This is a genomic window from [Bacillus] selenitireducens MLS10, from assembly GCF_000093085.1.
Taxonomy (GTDB): Bacteria; Bacillota; Bacilli; order Bacillales; family Salisediminibacteriaceae; genus Salisediminibacterium; species Salisediminibacterium selenitireducens.
In genome coordinates this window covers 852521-869886 of record NC_014219.1, presented here as the reverse complement: position 1 = coordinate 869886, position 17366 = coordinate 852521, and the positions used below count along the sequence as shown (strand labels likewise).

Below are 17366 nucleotides of genomic sequence, written 5' to 3'. Positions count from 1 at the left end.
CCTCCATCTTTTTGGTTTATTGCAATAGTCTTAATCGGTCATACAATGCTTGCACATCAGTATCGTTATCAGGTGGTGCACTCGGAAACTGCTTCAAGAATGTATTGACCACCGCACTTTGGTTATAGAGCATGGACACCGCAGGCTCCGGGCTCTCTTCACCGGTGAATAAGACCTCATCGGCGAATCCTAGCTCCACGGCCTTTTTCGCATTGAACCAGCTCTCGTCATCCATCAGTTTCGCAAGCCGGGTACGAGGCAGTTCCGTCCGCAGCTCATACGCGTTCATGATGCTCTCTTTCACTTCCCGAAGCATCTCCATCGCCCGCTTCATCTCCGAAGAATCCCCAATCGCCATTGTCATCGGGTTATGGATCATCATCATACTCACCGGTGACATCAACACCTTCGTGCCCGCCATGGCAATGACCGAAGCGGCACTCGCCGCAACGCCGTCAATCTTCACCGTCACCTGGCCTGGGTATTCCATCAGCATGTTGTAAATCTGGCTCGCAGCGAAGACATCACCACCCGGTGAATTGATCCACACGGTAATGTCGCCTTTGTCTGCCATCAAATCTTCCTTAAACGCAGCGGGTGTCACTTCATCCCCAAACCACGTTTCTTCGGCAATCACCCCGTCTAAGTGCAAGGTACGCCCGTCTTCACGGTTTTCCCAATTCCAAAAGGTTCTCACGTGTTTTCCTCCTCTCGTTCTTGTTTGTCCTCGTACTGACCTGTCCACGCACCAGCCTTCGCCATGTCGACAAAGTTGCCGTTCACGAGGTACTTGGATCCACCCTCATCATCCGGAATGCGGTTCATCTCTTCGAGCTCCCGGATATCGTTGGCGGACATCACCCCGTTTTGACGCATGATCTGATAGAACTGTGCGCGGGATCCAGCGTCCCCACGAAGACGACCATTCAAATTGAACTTGATCAGGTACTGTTTCTTCTCGTCCGGGGACAAGAGGGCCCGCTTCATCGCCTGTTCGAGCCGCGACACCCACGGCATGATCGTGTTGTCAATGAAGCTGATCGACTGGTGCTCAATGTTACTGAACGTCGCCCGATCGAGATTCCCGACGAGGTGCGGCGGGACTCGGAAGATCCGACAGATCTCTTCGGTTTGGTACTTCCTTGTTTCAAGGAACTGCGCCTGATCCGGCGGGATTCCGATGCTTTGAAAGGTCATGCCTTCCTCCAATACCGCCACCCGATGCGCATTACTGGATCCTTGGTAGACGCTGTTCCAACTCTCGCGAATCTTGCGTGGATCTTTCACCACGCCCGGATGTTGCAAGACGCCACCTGGGTTCGCCCCATTGGAGAAGAACTTCGCCCCGTATTCCTCAGTGGCAATCGCCATCCCGATCGCATTCTTCGCCATGGCCACCGGCGAGTACCCGACAAGGCCATCAAAGCCGAGCCCCGGTATGTGAAGCACCTCTTCCGGTTTCAGCAATACGGAACCGGTGTCTTTTCGGTACTCATAAAAGAGCTGGCCTTTCGCGTTCCGGTCTACGGTCATCCGATCCGGTAAAAGGGGATACAACGCCAATACCTGCCCACGGCCATCCCGGATGACTTGTGCGTAGGCGTTTCCCCACAAAAGCAGGTGACTGACCATTGTTTCTCGGAACACGAACGAGGTCATCTCCGGGTTCGGTTCATCGTGCAGCATAAAATACAGCGGATGATCGAAGGCTTTGTCTTTGCCGTTGTCGGTGTGCGTATACACATGCAGCGGCAGGCTGGCGATGGTTTCTGCCAGGACCCGCACGCAGGCATACACGGCGGTCGTCTGCATCGCCGTTGTTTCATTGACACTCTTGCCACTGGAGCTCCCGCCAAAGAAGAAGCTGTACGTACTGCCAAACAAGCTGTTCTTCGGGCTCGCTCTTGACGGAAACAACTTGTTTAAGAACGGAATATTCATAGCAACCTCCTGATTTTCGGCATAAAAAAAGCACCTCCGTTTGGGGAGATGCTGGATTAAGCAGTTCACAATTGACCCTTCTATCTCTATCTCTTACACTGAAATCATCTCATTAAAAGAAAGGTCGTGGATAACATGGTCATTACAGCACTTATGCCTGTATCCGGAATTGTAGCCAGTTGGCCGGAAACGAAACCCGTCATCCTTCATTTTGGAATCCCTCACGAATCAAATAAAGCTTTGCAGGAACACACCTCCGGGGAAGATTTGGCTCAACTAATCTCGGAATTGAATGAGGTCATTGGCAGTTCGAATATCACATGTGTCAACGGCGGTTGACGTGTTCAATAAAGACGCAGTTTGCGTCTATTCCGATTTATAAAAAAAGAATCCCGCGATCCTCGTACACGCTTGCCTTGTCTTCGTTCCGAATCGCACGGTCCAAGGCCATGATGAGTGCGACTGCACCATCAATCCGCTCGGTACTCTTTTCCTTATCCGGTTTGATGTTACCGGCCGGATCCGTCTTCACAAAGATGTTGTCCATCATCCAGCGCAACACCGGATGGTTCCCATGCTGGATCTTCTCTTCAAGGGTCAGTTTCATCAACTCTTTCGACGGTGGACTCATATCCTTATAGCCCTGACCGAACGGGATGACGTTGAAGCCCATCCTTTCTAAGTTCTGGACCATCTGCACGGCACCCCAGCGGTCAAAAGCAATTTCTTTAATGTTGTACTTGGTGCCCAGTTCTTCTATGAACGTTTCAATAAAGCCGTAATGCACGACATTCCCTTCAGTTGTTTGGAGATGCCCTTGTTGTTCCCAAATGTCATACGGCACATGATCACGCCGGACGCGCTGCTTCAAGTTCTCATCCGGCACCCAAAAGTACGGAAGGACAATGTAATTCTCATCCTCTGTTCGCGGCGGGAACAGTAACACAAAGGCTGTCACGTCGGTCGTACTCGATAAGTCCAACCCGCCATAACAGACCCGTCCCTTCAGGCTTTCCGGATCCACGTCGGTGCCACACGCATCCCACTTCTCCATTGGCATCCAACGAGTAGATTGTTTCACCCATTGATTCAACCGCAGTTGTCGGAAGAGGTTCTCCTCCGCCGGGTTCTCACGGGCACTTTGAAAGGCGATCCGCACCTTTTCAATATCGATGGTGTGCCCGAGTGACGGGTTGGCTTTATACCAGTTGGCTTCATCCGCCCAATCATCGTCATCGGCGACGCCATAAATAGCGGAATAAAAACTCGGATCTACTTTCCTCCCTGCTTCTAAATCAATCGCTTTCTGGTGCACTTCATAACAGATGGAGTTCCGGTCATTACCTGCCGTCGTAATCAAAAAGAACAGCGGCTGGTTACGGGCATCCCCGGACCCCTTCGTCATAACGTCATACAAATCCCGGTTCGGCTGGGCATGCAGTTCATCAAACACCACGGCATGGACGTTCAGACCATGCTTCGTGAACGCTTCTGCAGAGAGCACTTGATAGAAACTGTTCGTCGGCTTATAGACGAGGCGCTTCATCGACATCACCGGTTTGATGTGTTTCCGTAAAGCAGGGGATTGTTCTACCATCTCCACGGCGACATCAAAGACAATGGAGGCCTGTTGGCGGTCAGAGGCACAGCCATAGACTTCCGCACCCCATTCGGCATCGCCACACGTCATGAGCAGTGCGATAGCCGCAGCCAGTTCACTGTTATGGGTCGGGACCATGGATCGTCCTGCTAGATAGAGCCTTGAAGGGCTGTCCACTTGAATACAGCGCATCGGTGTTGGCTCTGCTTTTTCAATCGCTGCGATATAATGAAAGTGCGATCGCGTCGTTGGATTCCTTTCACGAGAACGGTTCAGTTTCCGATCTAACGCCGACACATTTAGATCTTGAAAGGCCGTGAAACGGACCAAATAACACGTTTCTCCTGTCGGTACCCCGTTCCTCGTTGAAGGCGTCTCACCCAGGGTATTCTTGATCCCTAGTGACCCTAAAACATCTTGCACGTCCTTCGCCAGCTCTGGCAGAATCGTCACATAAATCGATTGCCCTTTCTCCGTACTCACACAACCATCCGAATCCATCAATCCTTGAAGGAGCCGTAAACGCTGTGCTTTGGATGCTCGCGTGAAGGCAGCTGGGATGCGCTTGTCTTTAAAATGCGAAACGAGCACCGGCTTTAACGCATGGTACACCAGGATGTCACTATTGCCTTCTTGCGGATAATGGTTATGGAGCGGATACGGTACTTCACGTTGAACCGCTTCGACATCATCCCGACGTACGGTAATCTCTGGTTTCGTGGCGCAACCGTTTCCGATCCAATAACCGAACAGGTACGGATCCACCGGCAACGATCTTTCAGGCAAAGAAAAAGCATCCACAACTGGGATGCGAAAGATGGCTCGATTTTTAGTTTTGACCTTTTGTTGCTTCTTGTACAGTTCTCCGGTTGTCAGAAGCTTCTCCCGTTGTCCGTTGTTCATCACCTGGACTTGCCAAAGATGCCGCTCACCAGCAACGATAGACTGCCCATCTCGAAACGTGATGCGATACGCCTGTTCCGTGTCATCGATCTCACTCCTTGCTACCACGTTACAAGGGTTGCCTTTCTCATCGATGACCTGATCCCCAACCTGCAACTCGACCATGGTTGACCACCCGTCCGGCGTTGGAATCGGGGTGTCCAATGCCAGCTGCTTGCCATTCTTTTTTGGGATTTCCACATAGGCGGTATTATATTGGCGATACCCATTCTCCTTCACCGTCCCAAACACGTCCCGAATGATCTGATCCTGCCACGGAAGGAGGTCAAAGGGAACGCCACGCCACTGGCCTTTCGTATGCTTTAAGCAGTTAATAAAGTTTACGGCGTGATCTGCTTTCGCCTTGTCATACATCTTTTCCGCCTCCTTTAAACAGCATCAGTTCCATCGGGTCACTGGATTCCATTGGCTTATCCGCGGTGATCCGGCTTCTTGAAGATGGCGTGAGTCCAAACTGTTCACAGAAGCGGTTCATGATTTTTAAATAACTTTGGGCGATGGACACCTGAGGGACCTGTTGCCAGTAACCCGATGGCGTCTTGACGATCGTCCCGTGCTTCGTGATGAATTCCTCTGCTTCCTTCCAACGGGCATACGCTTGGCAGTAGCCGGCAAAGGCTGCCATATCCACTTCCGTTAGAATCCCCAGCTGTTCGAGCTGCTTCACCATCCGGCGCCATTCCTTCTTCGCCTCAGGTTCTAACCATGACGGGCAGCGGGGCGCCTTCTTCTCCGGCTTCGGTTCATGCGGGTTTAGGTCCCGCTTCCCCGGATTCCCTTCCAGTGCTTTTAATGCCGTTGGCTTTGGTTTTCGTCCACGTTGCGTCATCGGGTCCACCTCCCTTCATCAAAAAGAGCCTGCCCTTTTGGACAGACTCGTTAGCAATTCTACCCCTCGTATTTCTCTCGCATCTCTTCAATCCAGTCATACAGTTCATCGTCCCGTGCAAGCAGGTCGCCGTGCCCGTTCCAAAATTCATCGAGCTCATCAATAGTATCAAGGAGCGATACAATGAAAGGCTTCGCTTCCGGTTCCCCGAAGACCCCTTCTTTCTCAAGCAGCGTTACGTATAGGCCGTAAAGCATCTGTTCAAAGGTTTCTCGTTCCATCTCACTCACCGCCCTTTCGGAAAGCTGCATTCCCTTCAACGTTGGCAAGGAGTGCCTTTCGTACATCCTTGTAATCAGGTCCGTTCATGCCCATACGAATGAGCCAGGTGCGCAGGCTGTATTTCGGGTTATCTTCTTGCGCCCGCTTCACCCGCACACGCTTTTGGGCAAGGACCGTCCGGTTAATGACGTCAGCTAGGTGAACCCAGGCATTCGCGTAGGCCGGATCCTCGATCGGCGTGTCCACCCGAACGGTGAGGGTGTCCTTGTCTTGGTCAATGGCGATCCTCGGGTACATTTCTTCGCCAAAGGCTCGGGTCCACTCGGTAAGTTGCGGGATGCTCTCAAGATCTTCCTGTTGAAATGCGTCCAGTGCTCCCTCGTTCAGGGGCACCGCTTCATGCTTGAAGGCCATGGCAATCAGGTGGCCTTTACTGGCAATCGTCGCAATCCAGTTTTTCAAGGTTTGCGGAGTATGGGCATCCAAAGGGAAGGTCACTTCAATGTAGTTCAGTTCGCCATTCGCCTCCAACTCAACCGCCGGTGCTTCCTGTTCTGCCGCTATTACCTCATCCATTGTGAGCGTCTCCCCTTCCTGGTTCGTGATGATCCCTTGCCGGTCAATGGTGTACGTGTCTTTCGTTGTCTCAATCTCGTAAGCAAATGTCGGGACGTTTAAGTAGCGCGGCTTGATTCCCAAAGTGTCTCCCAGCTTCTTAACCATGGCTTTTCGTTCCATTTCAATCGCCTCCTGTGCTTTTGGTAGTCTATCTATCACTCAGAAGACAGGTAATAGCAACACATTTCTCGGCACAGAACGAAAAAAGAGCAAGCCGAGAATGGGCTCACTCTGTATCAATCTCAATGGCAATATAACGGGGATAATCATAACCTTCACTGTTCACCAAGTACCGCTCGGGTCTTGTCTTGCAGCTTACGCGCATGCAGCGGATCCGTCCATGTTGATCCTCGCCACCATCGTACGGTGACACCCAGGACTGGTCAGCCAAGAAGTCCCCTTCGAAAGCGGCGAAGGCTGCCTCGTCCAGTTCCTCTTCCCTTTCAACAACATAGGATTGCGTCGGGTAGTTGGTTCGCCTCGCCTCTTCCGTCAGTTCCAACAGTTCCTGTTTATCCAGCACTTTCCGTCCAAACCATGCATCCATCCTGCATCCCTCATTTACCGGTATTCCTTGAAACGTGCTTCTCAAGGTATGACGTATCGTGCCATACACCTCGATGGATAGCAACTGAGTAAAGCAATAATTCACATGGTGAAAATTTTCATGTTCAAAATCATTTTTATAGTGTCTTTAGTTTTCACTTTTCAAATCTAAATAATTGTATTTATCATTGGTAATAATGGGTTTTGTATTATATACAAAATCAATAAAGTCAGTCCAATTTAAATATTTGGTTTCTTCTATAACTTGGTCAAGGATTTTTTTATCTTCTTCCTCTAAATATAAATATTCGAGATCTTCTTGAGTATTATTTTTTCTAATTACTGTTTTAGGATGCCCGAAAGCAGAGAAAGTGTTCTCAAAAGAAATTCTATTATCTTTTTTTGCTGCATCATAAACATCACTTACATAAGGGCCGTAATGATCAAAATACCATTTAATTTCAGTTAATTGTTCTCCTATTACCTGTGTTTTGTATAAATCCGCTAAATAAACCATTTTAGTGATTCTTGTTTTAGAAAGCTCATCAGGATAGGGATACTTATTAATAAAATACAATAATACATCACTTATTGTGTTATACATCAAGCCCCTCTCCTTTCTTTAATTAAATTTCTATCAATACTTTCTACTAGTAATTCTCCTAAACTAGCATATATTAGATTTTCCATATCATTTTTGCTACATTTAAAACCGGCATCTAACGATTCAAATACAATAATTGCTATTGATTCATCATCTTTATTGCTTAACGTTTTAAAATAATAGCTTCGACTTTTCATCGTTAATTCTCTTATTACTTTTTTCTCAAGATTGGAGTCCCTATGCATAAAATCTACATATGCTTTAGGATCCGTTTCGAAATCTGGTAAACTTTCAATGAAAAATTCTCCTTGTGTCCAAGCCTTATGGATATAGCCTTTATTTTTTGGATACTTAGATCTTCCGATTTTTTTTATCTCATTATTTTTTGAATATCTACCTAAGGGTATAAACTCCTCAGTTTTTTTATCAAATCTATAAATGGTAAGTCTATCACTAAAATCATGATTGAGTTCTTTAGCAATAAATTTAATTATTCTCTCAGGATAAGATTCAATAGAACTATTCAAATGCTCCAATTGAAACTCTAACCTTTCTTTTTGTTCACCATAATCTTTGATTATCTTCTCATATTCTTCAATATCTTGAACTTTATTAATATTTTGAAACCAACCTATTATAAATATTAGCCCTACAATAATTAACCAAAATAAACCCAAATCAATATCATAGAAATCTAACAAAGCTAAAAATAGTGGAATCAAAATTACTATAAAATTACCCCAGTTTGTTTTCCATTTTTTAAATACGATTGATATACTGTTAATTGTTTTTTTCGCCCAGTCTTTCATAGAGTCACTCACTTCCAAAGTTATTACAAACCAATTTTATATTGGTTCATATGTAAACATTCTATGAATAACCCTATTATTCCTTTTTTTTCATAACTTATTTTTGATAATTTCAAAATTGCGTTCGTTATAAATCTAATCTACCAAAATAAGATCTTCATACGTATAAGCCTTCCCACCCCGAATCAATGTGACATCATCTGTTATTTCTTTGAAGTCGATATATCGCTTCACAATTACATCCGCATACTTCGGATCCAACTCAATCAATCTCGCGATCCTATTCGTTTGTTCACAGGCCATCATCGTGGAGCCACTTCCACCGAAGGGATCCAAAACAATGCAGTTTGAAAGGCTGCTGTTTTGGATCGGATAGGCGCATAACGCTACCGGCTTCATCGTTGGATGCAGGTCACTTTTCGTTGGCCTGTCGAAATTCCACACGGTTCGTTGTTTTCGATCTCCATAAAACTTGTGACCGGCTGTTGGCTTCCAACCATAGAGAATCGGTTCATGGGTATATAAATAGTCGCAGCGGTTCAGGACCGGTGCGTTCTTCACCCAAATACACGTCTGATGAATAAAAAATCCGGCATCTTTCATCGCTGTTCTAAAGTTCACGGTCTCGCGATCGGCGTGGAACACATAGATACCCGCGCCGTCTTCCAAGTGCCCAAACATGTTCTGATATGCTTTCAACAGGAACGTGTAAAATTCTTGATCGCCCATGTTGTCATTTTGGATTTTTCCCGCGGAACCTTCGTAGTCCACGTTGTAAGGTAAGTCCGTGACGATCAAGTTCGCCTTCTCCCCAGCCATTAACGTTTCATAAGTCCCTGCTTCCGTGCTATCTCCGCAGATCAGTTTATGCCTGCCAAGCTGCCACACGTCACCGGGCTGGGTGATCGTCTCTTCCTGCAACGCCGCATCCACATCAAAGTCATCTTCATCGATGTCTTTATCATGAACTTCGTTAAAGAGCTGATCGATCTCCGGCGGATCAAAACCGGTGATGCCAATATCAATGTCCGTCGACTGTAAATCCTCAATCAGTTCAACCAAGAGATCCTTATTCCATTCACCACTGATCTTATTCAGGGCAATGTTCAGGGCTTTCTCTTTCGTTTTATCAATGTCGATGACGACACAGTCAATCTCGTCATAGCCGAGGGTTTTCAACACCGTCAGTCGCTGGTGCCCGCCAATCACGGTATGGTCCGCGTTCACAATCACCGGATCCACATAGCCAAACGTCTCAATGCTCGTTTTAATTTTTTCAAACTCCGGATCCCCAGGCTTCAGTTGTTTCCGCGGGTTATAGCCTGCTGGGATCAGTTCTTCAATCGCTAGTTTTTGAAAGTCCATCTGTATTCCCTCCAAATCGTGATTCGATATAACATTCATGTGAACAGTACTTCCGCTTCGCATTGCCGTACGTCGTGAAGGCCGTCTGACAATTGGGGCAAGTAAATGTGTAAGTGGCTTTTCGGGCTCTTTCCTCCGGGTGCTTGTCCCACCAGGCATGGCGGCAGGCATGTGAACAGAACTTCCGCATGCGCCCTTTTTCTTTCTGTTCAATCTTTTTGCTGCAGTTCTGGCAGCGCAGATGACGCTTCTTCTGTTCTTCGATGTTCAATGCGACGACTTCGGCATTTCCCGTCAGACCGTTCCTTCGACAATACATCCGAACGGCATCACGGGACTTTCCCAGCACCGTCGCAATCGCTTTATAGCCTGTTCCTTTCTGCCGCATCTCAAAAATCAACTGCTCTTCCTGCTCGGTCACTGGCCTTCACTCCTTTCTGCGGACACGTATCTCGCAAGATTGATCGTTCACAGTATTTCCATGGCTAATATGCCTCTATATCAAGGGTTTCATGGCCCCTTTGTTTTCTTATCCTGTTTGTCATCCCTCTATGCTTCAAGGATCTGGCCACTTTCTCTTCCGCAACTTTGCACCTTTTCGCAAAATGAAAACCCCTGAACCAAAGATGGCTCAAGGGCTCAGGGCTGAAATGACGCACTTTGACTCAACCCCCTCCAACGAATTACGCGAAAATTTGAGCGAAGGGGGCCGGCGGTCCCTTGGGGCGCAAGGGTTTGCGATTCACACCCCCCTACCCCGCCTGACCCCCCTGCCTTTTGACCTAGTAGACCGGACGTTGATCCTCCAACCGTGTTTTCCTGTCGTGACAAGGTTTACAGAGGGTCTGCCAGTTGTCCTCGTCCCAGAACAGGGACCTTTGCCCCCGGTGGGGTATTTTGTGGTCAACGACGGTCCCCGGCACCACCCGACCAGCCTGTTCACACCGGACACAGAGCGGGTGGCGGTTCAGGTAATGCTTCCGTGCCTTGCGCCACCGGCTGTCGTAACCACGGCTCGCAGCGCTCGGTCGCTCGGGGTTCGCCTTCGCATGCGTCTCGCAGTAGGCACCGTCGGAGACGTTCGGACAGTTCGGATGCTTGCAAGGGCTCTTCGGTCGCTTCGGCATTCGCTTCTCACCTCTCATTGGCGTTGGGCATAGAAAAAGGCCCTCAGCCAATTGGCGAAGGACCTGCATCAAGAATGGTGCGTGGCCGGAGAATCGAAACGATCTAACACCGGCTCATTCTACAACATATGGTGTTCTCGACTTTTCCATACCTCAACACCTACATCATATCGTAGATGGGGTGTGACATTCAATGACATTTAGTGACACCTTATTTTTCCAATCCGGGACATAGAAAAAGGAAGCACAGACACCGTCCATACTTCCACATCTACATCATATCCTAGATCGAGTGTGACATTCAATGACATTTAGTGACACCTTTATTTTCCAGCTCACGGATAGCCCGGCCATGGATCCGATGGACCGTGCGCTTATCATAGCTCATGATCTCCGCCACATCATCCCAACTACGCCCGTCCAAGTAACGCATCTCCAGGACCGGCTGATAGCTCAGGTTGTCTACCGTCTTCACGGCCCGGCGTATCTCCTGCTTCACTTCAATCAACCGGTCGATGTCGGCATTGATCTCTTCTCCCAGTGCCATCAGATCAACGAGGGAGGCTTCCATCCGGCTGTTCTCTCGAAGGCCGCCCTGAACCGGGTTGTCCTGGTAGGTGGTCGTCACCTTGAGCGCCAGCTCTTTCAACCGTCCTTGCTGTTCAACCTTGGACTGAATCAACCGGTCCAACCAGATCGCCTGTGATAAAAAGGTTTTCGTGTCCATCTCGTCCCTCCTCTACGCCGTCCCCTTCTTGTAAAAGCCTGCCGCAATCTGCCCTTTGAAGTACTTCTCGTCGATGGCATCGCGGTGCATAGGTTCCATCGCTTCAATGATCGCCAGGCTCTCCGCCCGCTCCTGCATCACCTGTTCTTCCGTTTTGCAAAAGCCACAACCCGAACCTTCGCAGCGGTTGATGTCTAGGATCCGACACTTGCCGCTCTTATACGCAAAGCACGTCTTCGCTCGTTCATCCATGGCTCACACCACCTTTCAACCACTCACACGTGGTGGTCAGGTGATAGATCGGTTTCCCTTTTGATCTGGCCATGCGAATGTCCTGCATCATCTCCTCTGAGATCGACTTCCCGAACACCCACACTTCATCGGCCTGGGCCATGAACGAACGGCGGATCCGCTTCAACATCAGCTCATCTTGATCATCCAAGGATTCTGAAAACGATCGAAAGTTGAGCCTTGGCAGAAGCGGCAGCTTATTCTTCTCGAGTGCAAAGCGGATGAACCGCTCCGCTCGGATGTCGTAGATCTCCTGCTCGGTCACGTCCTGACAGATGATATAGACCTGTCCTTTCAAAGGCGCCGGCTCTTTGTCGATGTTTTGAAAGGCCTCGTATGGTGTTGGATCATAACACCCGCTCTGATTGAATTTATTGATTTTCATGGGTTTTCTCCTCCTCGTATAATTGTAGTTCGGCTTTCACGGCATCAATGAACGCCGTCTGACTGACATCTTTTTTCTTGAGGGCTTTCATCACCCGTTCATCAAGGGTTCCTTTACCAATGAGATGATGAATCGCAACCGACTCCGTTTGACCTTGACGGTATAAGCGTGCGTTCGTTTGTTGGTAAAGTTCTAAACTCCAGGTAAGTCCGAACCAGATGAGTGTTGATCCGCCAAATTGAAGATTCAAACCATGTCCTGCGGAAGCGGGATGAATGAGTCCAACCTGGATTCGCCCTTCATTCCACTGTTGGATTGAGGCTGCGTTGGACAACACCGTGGCTTCAATCCAGGCTTGAATCCGATCTAAGTCGTGTTTAAACCAATACGCGATAAGGACTGGTTTGCCATTCGCCGCTTCGACCATATCCTCTAAGGCATCCAGTTTTCGTTCATGAATGGCAATGGGTTGCCCCTGGTCGTCATAGACGGCTCCGTTCGCCATCTGTAGAAGTTTACCCGACAGTGCCGCTGCGTTCGAGGCGGTAATGTCTTCCCCCTCAACGGTGATAATGAGGTCACGTTTGATCGCTTCGATCCTTGCCATCTCTTTCTCCGAGAGCTGCACGTGACGTTCATTGACAATCAAAGGTGGAAGCGACAAGTGATCACTGCCTTTCATGCTAATGGTAATGTCCTGTATCCGTTCATAAATCTGCTCTTCAGCGCCTGGTTTCAGCTTGTAGGTGAAAATCACTTGTTGATTCCGTTTATCGGGTTCAAAGAAGGCATCACGGTAATGGCTGATGAAACGTCCAAGCCGCTCTCCTTTATCCAACAGACGATACTCCGCCCAAAGGTCCATCAAGCCGTTCGATGAAGGCGTTCCCGTGAGCCCAACGATTCTCGTTACTTTTGAGCGGACCTTCATCATGCTTTTAAATCGTTTTGATTGATGAGACTTAAAGGAGGATAACTCATCGATCACGACCATATCAAAGTCAAACGGATACCCGCTTTTTTCAATCAGCCACGTGATATTCTCCCGGTTGATGATTGTAATCGGAGCGGAACGATGCAATGCCGCGAGCCGCTCCTCTGGATTCCCAATCGCTACTTCATACCGTAATGGCTCAAGGTGATCCCACTTATCCAGCTCTTCCGGCCAGACATCTCGCCCCACCCGCAGCGGAGCGACGACCAGTACTTTTCGAACGTGAAACGAATCAAGCAACAAATCAAACAATGCAGTGAGCGTAATGACGGTCTTCCCAAGCCCCATATCTAAGATGAGGCTTGCAATTCGCTGCTGGCAGATAAAATCAATGGCGTACTGCTGGTAATCATGTGCGGTGAATTTCATCTCTCGCCACCTCCTTGAATCGCAGTCAGGATCTCAGGGATCTGTTCAACGCCGTCTAAAACGAACGCCGAAAACCCGAGCGCCTCTAACTGTCGTTTTCGCTTTTCCTGTAAGGGTCGCAAACGCTTACCAGGCGCTTTCACTTCAACGAAGCCGATGCGACCACCTGGCATCAAGATCAACCGATCAGGGATCCCATCGAAACCGGGACTGACCAACTTCGGTGCCATGCCACCCGCTGTTCGAGTGGAAACAACCAACTGTTTCTCAATATCCTTTTCAGTCATTTTCTACCTCCTGAGTGACACAAGATACACAAGATCACAAGAATTCCCTATAATTACTTACGCGCGTGCACGCTCAGGTTCATCTCTCTCTTTTTATCAAAATCCATTTTGAATATAAGGGAAATTCTTGTGTTGTGTCGCATTCTTGTGAACACCTCGTGATTTCAGGTGATGATAGACATGGTAAGAAAAACCATCCAACACTCCTCACCTGTCTTTTTTTTACCTTCTGGGTGACACAAGATACACAAGATCACAAGCATTTCCCTATAATTACTTACGCGTGTGCACGCACAGGTCCATCTCTCTTTTTACTAAAAACCATTTTGAATATAAGGGGAAATCTTGTGTTGTGTCGCATTCTTGTGTTCACGGCTCCTGATAGTCATACAAGCGTTGCCTCCCATAAATCGGCAAACGTTTGATGGTGCTGGTGCGTTCCCACCCACTGATTTGGGCCATGAGTGCTGCAATTTGATAACTGTCGGTGGTCTTTAACTCGGAGAGGTTTCGTTGAAAGCACTCGCACCAGATTTCCGCGTTACTGACACTCGTTCGTTGAATCTTACCGTGGCGCGTTGCTTCGCCAAATTCGCTACCGCTCAGGTAATGGCGGCGGGCAAAGAGATCCATGTTCGCCCAGTCGGCTGGCAGAGGCACGTTCAAGTACTCTTCTACCATCCCGACACGCTCGTCTGCCTCCAACGCACCCTTCTGTGCTTGTTCCGCTGCTTCTAATACATCCCCTTCAAGGTACAGTTTTTCGCCGGCCTCCCAGATCGCTTTCGCTTCCGCCCAGAACTGTTGGCGGAATTCTTCTGTGAAATGCCAGGATTTTTTCTGCTTTTTCTGATGCAGTTTGATGATCCAAAAGCGGCGGTTCCCAGTGATGTCACGCAAGTAGCCGCGTTCACCGTTGACGGTTGCGATAATAATGCATTGCCTTGGGTGGCTCTCAACGACTCTTCCATAAGACGGGCGGTACTTATCATCAGAGGTGGAAAGGAACGCTTTCACTTTTTCAATATCGGCCTTTTTCATACCGGCAAGCTCCCCGATCTCCACGACCCAGAACCCCTGCAGCTTTTCAGCTCCTGACTTATCGTCCATGTCTGTCAGGCTTAAAGCTTCGGAATAGAAATCCGGTGTGACCAGGTCTTTTACAATCGTGCTTTTGCCGATTCCTTGATCCCCGTCAAGCACGGGCACGCTATCAAACTTCGTCCCTGGCTTATAGATGCGGGCAACGGCTGCGGCAAAGGTCTTTCTCGTAACCGCTCGTACATAGTCGGTATCATCCGCTTGAAGATAGGTAATGAAGAGATCTTCCACACGCTTTACACCATCCCATTCCGGCAAGTCATTCAAGTAATCCCTGATTGGATGAAACCGGCGATCATCCGCCACTTTCGTAAAAGCCACGTCATGGTTTCTGCTTGAGAATGACAGGTAGCGGATGTCCAATACCGACTTCAACTGAGCCGTATCCGCCTCTCGCCAAAACACATTTCCTTCGGGACGCTCCCAAGGAAGCGGGCCTGTGACCTGGATGCGATTGGCGAGCTCGTTGAATGCAAAATGAACAAAATTCGGATCGTGGTTTAAAATCAGATTCAGGTTATACACGCTGTTTTCCAGAGCATTGGTTCTCGGTTTATAGATCAGCCTCGTTTCCCAATCATCATCTTCATCTGAGAAATCGGCCTCCGCTTCGAGCCGCTTTTCATGCGCGGCAAAGACTTTCACCTCATCGATCTTCATAGCAAAATCGCACATATCCTGAAATGACTTCTTTTCGTTGTCATCACCGAAGCGATGCATCCGGACAATGTCAAAGGCATTACACAACCGAAGGTAGGCCGGATCCTTGGCATGGTGGCTATAGACAAACTTGCCATCCTCTTTGATTTCCACACCAGCCATGCTGCTGGACTCAATAAAGTGATAGCGGCTGTCATCGTCTGTTGGTTCGTAGACATCTGATAAGAACGCGTCCAGCGCTTTCGTAACGGGGAAGTAAACCCGATTAAATAGCCCAACCACACCCTCCTTTTCAAGTGGATCGAGTACCTTTTGATAGGTGACGGCGTTCGCTTTACTCTCGCGAGAAGAAGTCGGGAGCTGTGTTGGATCAGTCCATTCTGGGTGAGCGGCTAATAGCTGATCGGGGTCCAACCATGCCTTGTCCACTTCCTTATAAAGAAACGTGCCGTCCGCCGGCATACTCGGCCAGTACATGAGCTGATTGACCAGGTACGAACATTCATCGAACTGATCGATCCCTAACATCTGGGCGAGGTACCTTGAAACGGCTACGAATTCCTCCGGCGTCACATCACGGGTAAGAGGAAAGAGGATGCGTACCCTCGGCTGCTCGTCAGTGCTGCTGTGGGTGGCGTATAAAACAGATGAATAAGGCGCCTTTTCTTCATAAGTGTCAAGAAAATTGCTATCGATCCGGTCCCCATCCAACGCAATCATCGACCGTCGTTCCACCGTGTCCACTTTCCGGCGTCCACCCGTCAACACACCTGCGACGAAGCCACCATGATCTTTTGCATCGTCCTTTTGCGCCTTCGACATTTTGGCATACTCTTCAACGGATTCCGTCGTCCGGATCGGCTTCTTGAGTCGTTCCTTCAATTCTTCAAAGGTGATGGTTTTATTCACCCACTTCTTTGTCTGACGACTGTTTCCATATGCAATGGCTAATGTCCTCATAGACTCATCGCCTCGTCTTCGTCATGGGTTTGTTCAATAAGGGGAAGAATGCCGTCCTCTTTCAAAAGCCCATAAATAAAGAGGCGACCTTTTTGCGTCCAGTACGTATGGATCTTCGCACGCGGTTCTCCGCCAGTTCCTTTGAACGCATGCGTCCGGGTGGTTGTGTAGCCCAGGCTTGCGTATCTTTGGTACAAAAGCCAAGTCGACCCTTGTCGAAATTGAACGCCCCGCTCATGTAAATAGCGGTTCAGCCACTTGCCGGACTTCCCATAGTCTTTTGCGATGGTACTGATCGCAACGGCATCTTTACACGTGAGCACCACATCGTAATAGCTTGCCTTCGGTTGAAGCTCCGCGATCTGTTGGATTTGAATGCGGTTCTCTTCTTCAAGCCGCTGGTTATATGCGCGCGTTTCTTTCAACGCCTCCAGCGTTTTGATCAGGAAATCCGGGTTCTGCAGGAGCTCTTCCGTTGCATACAGGCCGTGTTGGCGAATCATTGGCAGTACATCGTGCGTGACCCAGCGCTTAAACGCCTTCAGCCGGTTTTCCCGATCCGTAACCTCTTCTGCCGTGAGCCCTCGTGCTTTCTTCGGTCTCATCGTAAACAACAGCGAATACAGTCCAGGTTCGTTAACAATCGCGACTTCCTGTGGGCCGCGAGGGGTGGTCATCTGCGTATACCCCTTTTCGTCGGCATCCAGATTTCGCATGGCTCGGTTGCGGTTCGTCTCGCCGAATACCTCGCAGACATCTTTCGCCACCCACCAGGTCTCCCCAGCCTTTTGCAGCGTTCGAACGGCATGCCCTTCAAAATGAAACAACTTCAACTCATTCATCGATATAACCTCCAGTTGATTTAGTAGGAGTCAAAAAAGGACCCCTCGTCTATAAGGGAAGGAAGA

Annotated in this window: 19 protein-coding genes; all 19 read right to left on the bottom strand. The window is 48.8% G+C overall.

What is annotated here, in order from left to right; all coding sequences use genetic code 11:
* Nucleotides 1–16 precede the first annotated feature (16 nt).
* On the bottom strand, nt 17–697 hold the full coding sequence (locus BSEL_RS04135) for a head maturation protease, ClpP-related (protein WP_013171749.1): 681 nt from the start codon (nt 695–697) through the stop codon (nt 17–19).
* A complete protein-coding gene (locus tag BSEL_RS04130) occupies nt 694–1941 on the bottom strand; it encodes a phage portal protein (RefSeq protein ID WP_013171748.1) in 1248 nt (415 codons plus the stop codon). The genes BSEL_RS04135 and BSEL_RS04130 overlap by 4 nt, the downstream gene beginning before the upstream one ends.
* 376 nt (nt 1942–2317) lie before the next feature.
* On the bottom strand, nt 2318–4858 hold the full coding sequence (locus BSEL_RS04120) for a terminase TerL endonuclease subunit (protein WP_013171746.1): 2541 nt from the start codon (nt 4856–4858) through the stop codon (nt 2318–2320).
* Nucleotides 4851–5333: a phage terminase small subunit P27 family gene (locus BSEL_RS04115; protein ID WP_013171745.1), complete on the bottom strand. Its 483-nt coding sequence runs from the start codon at nt 5331–5333 to the stop codon at nt 4851–4853. The genes BSEL_RS04120 and BSEL_RS04115 overlap by 8 nt, the downstream gene beginning before the upstream one ends.
* A gap of 59 nt (nt 5334–5392) precedes the next feature.
* Entirely contained in the window at nt 5393–5614 is a 222-nt protein-coding gene (locus BSEL_RS04110) for a hypothetical protein (protein ID WP_013171744.1), read from the bottom strand.
* Between the two features lies 1 nt (nt 5615).
* The gene (locus BSEL_RS04105) at nt 5616–6353 is read right to left on the bottom strand and encodes a hypothetical protein (protein ID WP_013171743.1); all 738 of its coding nucleotides are present in this window, start codon (nt 6351–6353) and stop codon (nt 5616–5618) included.
* Nucleotides 6354–6459: 106 nt separating this feature from the next.
* Nucleotides 6460–6780, bottom strand: coding sequence for a hypothetical protein (locus BSEL_RS04100; RefSeq protein ID WP_013171742.1), 321 nt, complete (start codon nt 6778–6780; stop codon nt 6460–6462).
* A 147-nt stretch (nt 6781–6927) separates the two neighbouring features.
* Nucleotides 6928–7383, bottom strand: coding sequence for a Panacea domain-containing protein (locus BSEL_RS04095; protein WP_013171741.1), 456 nt, complete (start codon nt 7381–7383; stop codon nt 6928–6930).
* Nucleotides 7383–8192: a hypothetical protein gene (locus tag BSEL_RS04090; RefSeq protein ID WP_013171740.1), complete on the bottom strand. Its 810-nt coding sequence runs from the start codon at nt 8190–8192 to the stop codon at nt 7383–7385. The genes BSEL_RS04095 and BSEL_RS04090 overlap by 1 nt, the downstream gene beginning before the upstream one ends.
* Nucleotides 8193–8327: 135 nt before the next feature.
* Nucleotides 8328–9557 (bottom strand): site-specific DNA-methyltransferase, encoded by a 1230-nt coding sequence (locus BSEL_RS04085; protein ID WP_013171739.1) that lies wholly within the window; start codon nt 9555–9557, stop codon nt 8328–8330.
* The gene (locus BSEL_RS04080) at nt 9532–9978 is read right to left on the bottom strand and encodes a hypothetical protein (protein WP_013171738.1); all 447 of its coding nucleotides are present in this window, start codon (nt 9976–9978) and stop codon (nt 9532–9534) included. Before BSEL_RS04080 ends, BSEL_RS04085 begins: the two co-directional genes overlap by 26 nt.
* Before the next feature lie 361 nt (nt 9979–10339).
* Nucleotides 10340–10684, bottom strand: a complete 345-nt coding sequence (locus tag BSEL_RS17435; protein ID WP_041581726.1) for an HNH endonuclease — start codon at nt 10682–10684, stop codon at nt 10340–10342.
* Between the two features lie 301 nt (nt 10685–10985).
* Nucleotides 10986–11411, bottom strand: coding sequence for a DUF1492 domain-containing protein (locus tag BSEL_RS04070; RefSeq protein ID WP_013171736.1), 426 nt, complete (start codon nt 11409–11411; stop codon nt 10986–10988).
* Between the two features lie 12 nt (nt 11412–11423).
* Nucleotides 11424–11663 carry a hypothetical protein gene (locus BSEL_RS04065; RefSeq protein ID WP_013171735.1) on the bottom strand — a complete coding sequence of 80 codons (240 nt, stop codon included), beginning with the start codon at nt 11661–11663 and terminating at the stop codon, nt 11424–11426.
* Entirely contained in the window at nt 11656–12087 is a 432-nt protein-coding gene (locus BSEL_RS04060; protein ID WP_013171734.1) for a DUF7768 domain-containing protein, read from the bottom strand. Before BSEL_RS04060 ends, BSEL_RS04065 begins: the two co-directional genes overlap by 8 nt.
* Nucleotides 12074–13450 (bottom strand): SNF2-related protein, encoded by a 1377-nt coding sequence (locus BSEL_RS04055; RefSeq protein ID WP_013171733.1) that lies wholly within the window; start codon nt 13448–13450, stop codon nt 12074–12076. The genes BSEL_RS04060 and BSEL_RS04055 overlap by 14 nt, the downstream gene beginning before the upstream one ends.
* Complete coding sequence (locus BSEL_RS04050; RefSeq protein WP_013171732.1) at nt 13447–13737, bottom strand: VRR-NUC domain-containing protein; 291 nt, start codon at nt 13735–13737, stop codon at nt 13447–13449. Before BSEL_RS04050 ends, BSEL_RS04055 begins: the two co-directional genes overlap by 4 nt.
* Before the next feature lie 369 nt (nt 13738–14106).
* A complete protein-coding gene (locus tag BSEL_RS04045) occupies nt 14107–16458 on the bottom strand; it encodes a virulence-associated E family protein (RefSeq protein ID WP_013171731.1) in 2352 nt (783 codons plus the stop codon).
* Complete coding sequence (locus BSEL_RS04040; protein ID WP_013171730.1) at nt 16455–17300, bottom strand: phage antirepressor; 846 nt, start codon at nt 17298–17300, stop codon at nt 16455–16457. The genes BSEL_RS04045 and BSEL_RS04040 overlap by 4 nt, the downstream gene beginning before the upstream one ends.
* Nucleotides 17301–17366 lie beyond the last annotated feature (66 nt).